This is a genomic window from Paraburkholderia ribeironis, assembly GCF_900019265.1.
In the GTDB taxonomy this organism is placed as follows: domain Bacteria; phylum Pseudomonadota; class Gammaproteobacteria; order Burkholderiales; family Burkholderiaceae; genus Paraburkholderia; species Paraburkholderia ribeironis.
In genome coordinates this window covers 1-3762 of the sequence record NZ_CYGX02000146.1, presented here as the reverse complement: position 1 = coordinate 3762, position 3762 = coordinate 1, and the positions used below count along the sequence as shown (strand labels likewise).

General features: G+C 61.0%; 4 protein-coding genes and 2 pseudogenes. All 6 read right to left on the bottom strand.

Features of this window, described 5'->3' with window-relative positions:
- Positions 1-1456, bottom strand: a 1456-nt coding sequence (gene tnpC / locus BN2475_RS32495; protein WP_245841742.1) for an IS66 family transposase, incomplete at its 3' end; no start/stop codon positions are given.
- A 30-nt stretch (positions 1457-1486) separates the two neighbouring features.
- Positions 1487-1843 (bottom strand): IS66 family insertion sequence element accessory protein TnpB, encoded by a 357-nt coding sequence (gene tnpB, locus BN2475_RS32490; RefSeq protein ID WP_094783441.1) that lies wholly within the window; start codon positions 1841-1843, stop codon positions 1487-1489.
- Complete coding sequence (locus BN2475_RS32485; protein ID WP_094783440.1) at positions 1819-2355, bottom strand: transposase; 537 nt, start codon at positions 2353-2355, stop codon at positions 1819-1821. The genes tnpB (BN2475_RS32490) and BN2475_RS32485 overlap by 25 nt, the downstream gene beginning before the upstream one ends.
- Before the next feature lie 106 nt (positions 2356-2461).
- Positions 2462-3163: pseudogene (locus BN2475_RS32480) on the bottom strand (IS66 family transposase); the annotation flags it as partial.
- A gap of 30 nt (positions 3164-3193) precedes the next feature.
- Positions 3194-3538: an IS66 family insertion sequence element accessory protein TnpB gene (tnpB, locus tag BN2475_RS32475; RefSeq protein WP_094783439.1), complete on the bottom strand. Its 345-nt coding sequence runs from the start codon at positions 3536-3538 to the stop codon at positions 3194-3196.
- Positions 3535-3762, bottom strand: a pseudogene (locus tag BN2475_RS32470) (IS66-like element accessory protein TnpA); the annotation flags it as partial. The gene tnpB (BN2475_RS32475) and the pseudogene BN2475_RS32470, both read right to left, overlap by 4 nt.

The following is a 3762-nucleotide window of genomic DNA, read 5'->3' as shown; positions in this document are numbered from 1 at the left end:
CAGTGAGGCAGTTACAGCTGCGTTGACGCGCAAACATCGCCCGTGTCGCAACGAAGTTGAAGGGCAACTCCCAATGTTTACCGAGGTTTCGCAAGGAGGTGCACAATGAACGCCCCGTCACAAACGGGCGAATGGAATTTTCGCAGGGGTTGTTCGATATGGGCCAGTTGCCGTTCTCGACGTAACGGATCAGCTTGGGCCACTGCCCATGCAGATAGGTCAGCGCCTTGCCGAGTAAACTTTGCGGCACGACGCCGGGCGACTGTTCGAGCACCAGTTTTTCGATGGCATCGAGTACGTGCGCACTGTATCGTCGTCGCAATCGCTGTCGTCGTTCAGCCGGCCACGTTTCACTGCGCGCCTCCGCCGCGAACAGCTTGCCGATCAGTTTGATGAAGCGTGTGGCGAGCAGATCGGGGGAGCGGGCCGCCTTGGGCACGTTATCTTCGGCCTTGACCAGATACCGTCTCGCATGAGCCCAGCATCCGAGATGCACGAGCTGATACTGTTGCGCGATGCCGTTGTAGGGCTCGTATCCGTCGGTCATCAGAACCGCACCCTTGCGAATGCCGGCGAACAGTTTGTCGGCCAGCTTCGCGCCGCGACCAGCCGTATAGGCGAAACAGCGGATGGGCGTTCCCGGTCCGGTCATTTGCGCCCAGAGATAGCTTTTCGTTTGCGGCTTGCGCCCTTCTTCCTTCAGGACCTGGAACGTCGTCTCGTCGCAGTAGATCACGTCAGCATCGAGCAACGCGTCGCGCATCAGGTTGATAACGGGCTGCGTCGCGAGACCGACGCGGATCATGCTCGCGGCGAGCGTGTTCGACGAGATGTCGCCACCGAAGCGTCGCAGCAGGCCAGCCTGTCGATAGATCGGCATGCCGAACTGATACTTGCCGGTGGCGACCCACGCGAGTGCCGATTCCGTCAGCAGCCCACGCGGGATGATGCGCGCCGGCGCCGGCATAACCTTGATGCCGAGGTCGCAGCACGGACAGGCATATTTGACGCGCTGGTGCTGGATGACGCGAACCTGCTCGGGGATCACGTCGAGCTGCTCGCTCATTTCGACGCCGATCTCGACGAGCGCGTGTCCGTCGTGGTTGCAGAAGCGTTCGACCTCGGGAAGTTCGTGCCGAACGACCTCGCGCGGCAGATTGGGATCGAGCGGTTTGCGATGACCGCGCTTCTTGCGCGTGTGCGCTGCGATCGTGGTTTCGGGAGTATCTTCCTGCGCGGGTGTTGCGTTCGTGCCGAGCACTTCGGCTTCATTGAACAGACCGGGCTGATCCGATGCGCGAGCTTCGCTCTTCGCGCCGAACAGTTCGCGCTCCGCAGTCACGAGACGCAGTGCGCTGCGTAACCCGTCACGCTCTGACTGAAGGGCGTCATGCTCCTCACGTATCGCGAGAAGCGCCCTGAGTTCGTCAGCGTCGATGGTCACGTTGATCGGCATGCCACTTAGACCGGCACGCCGATGCCGTGTTCAACTCACGCGAGCATAATGGCGTTTCGGATGCCGCTGAAGAGCAGCAATGTCGGCACCTTCGAGAAGCCAGTGCAGCAGATCGACGGTCAACGTCACGACTTCGGTTTTGCTGTCAGGCCAGACGAAGCGATCATTGGCCTCAAGTCTCTTGAGCATCAGCCAGAAACCGTTGTGCTGCCAGCCCAGGATCTTGACGCGATCGCATCGCCGGTTGGTAAAAACGTAGAGCGAGGAATTCATCGGATTCAGGCGCATCGCCTGTTCGACGAGAATCGACAGACTGTTCATTCCGTACCGGAAGTCGACGGGATCGCGGTGCAGGTATACCGTCAGCTTTTCGTCGAACCGGAACACGGCATCCTCCCGAACATCTGGACCACGGTGCTCAGTTCGTCGATGCTCGCTGCACTCAGATCAAGCTCCACGCCGTTCGACAGACATACATGCAGTGAGAGCGTCATCGGCGGTGCCGGAGATACGGATGGTGGCGGCGGTGCCGGTGGTGGTGACACGACAGGAACAAATGCAGAGGAGGATTCTGTCGGCGCGGGCCGCTTACGTGAATCCGGCATACCGATGGCTTTGCCATCCATCACTTCGACTGCTGGTGGTGATGGGCCGCGCTCGTCGGCGTCGTCGTCCTTCAGCAATGCCAATGAGATGCCTTTCTCACGCTCCATCAGGTACTTTGTGGTCCATTTGCGCAGCAGGTTAGCGTTGATCCCATGCTCCTGTGCCAGACGGGCTACCGACACGCCCGGGCGCAATGCAACCTCGACCAGCGCGCGCTTACCGTCCTCGTCATAGCGACGGCGCCCGTCGCGGCTTAGACGAACTACTCTTAACTCTGAGTCATTGCCAGCCATAGGTGTCCACCTCCACGTAGGTGGACACCTATGCTCCTCGCTCATGCCGCCAGCCGATAGACGTCGAAGATGGACCGCTTACCGTAGAACTTTCTCCTCGCGTGGGCATGGCATCTGTTAGCGGAGCGCACAGTGCCTCGCACTGGCCGACCCAGCGGCCCATACTGGCCCGGTCAAGCGTCACCCCGTCGCGCGCCGCGATCGCTGATTGCCGGTACAGCGGCTGGTGGTCTGCGTACTTCGAGACGAGGATGTCTGCCAGCAAGCTCGGATGGGCGATACTCCGCTCGATCGGCAGGCCGGGCATCGGCGGCTGGGTGATAGTGCTGCAGCATGGGCAAACCAGTTTGCGCCGGATCGTGCGAATGACCTTGAACGCCGCTGCGACCCGGGCGAGTTGTTCGGATTCGTCCTCGCCGAGCACCTGCATTGGTTGACCGCAATCCGGGCAACTTGATTCAGGCTCGAGCACATGATCCTCGCGCGGCAGATGCGCGGGAAGCGCTTGCCTGGAAGCCGCTTCGTCCGTCGTCGCATTCAAGGTGGACGCATTTGCACCGCGGGCCTGCGCACGCAGCACATCCACAACGCCGCGCCCGGCGGCCAGATCCTCAAGTTGTGTCTCGAGCGTCTCGATTTGCCGCTGCAGCTGCTCGGACTTGCGACCGAACTGCATGCGCCTGAGCTTGTCGATCTGCGCCTTGAGCTGCTCAATCTCGACATCGCGTTCGGCAAGCAGGCTGCGGGCCTCAATCAGCAAGGCCTTCAGGAGCTCGACATTGTCAGGAAGATCGGCGCCGTTCGACATGCGCCGTAGTTTACGAGTCTGCCGCGCGGTTTACAACATCGATAGTGCGGCAGTGCGACGGGGCTGTCGCCAGTCGATGCCCTCAAGCAGCATCGACAGTTGTGCAGAGCTCAGATGGACCTTGCCACCGTCGGCCTTGGGCCATATAAAACGGCCTCGTTCAAGCCGCTTCGCGAGCAGCCAGATTCCGTCCTCCGAGGCCCAGAGAATCTTTACCAGATCGCCGCGACGGCCCCGGAAGATGTAGACGTTGCCGCCCAGCGGATTCTCCCCAAGCGCTGTTTGCACCTTCGCTGCCAACCCCTGAAACCCGCATCGCATATCGGTGACGCCAGCAGCGATCCAGATGCGCGTGCCTGCCGGTAGGGAGATCATGAGCGCAGACTACCCAGCACGATCCGCAGCATATCGGCATCAACCAGGCCGTCCACTTTAACCACCGCACGACCGATCCGGATCTCCATCGTGCCGACCGGTGATACAGGCTTTGCGCCCTGCGCTTGCGCTTCCACCGGAGCTGAAGCAATGACCTCCGTTGGCGTGTCGCTTAGCAATACGACCGGAATGAGCCCGGCAGATCGAGCTTGCTGATCGGCCAG

What these genes read in the sequence shown, in the direction of transcription:
- BN2475_RS32485 (WP_094783440.1), bottom strand. Translation starts at nt 2,355, where the DNA reads ATGGCTGGCAATGACTCAGAGTTAAGAGTAGTTCGTCTAAGCCGCGAC.
- tnpB (WP_094783439.1), bottom strand. Translation starts at nt 3,538, where the DNA reads ATGATCTCCCTACCGGCAGGCACGCGCATCTGGATCGCTGCTGGCGTC.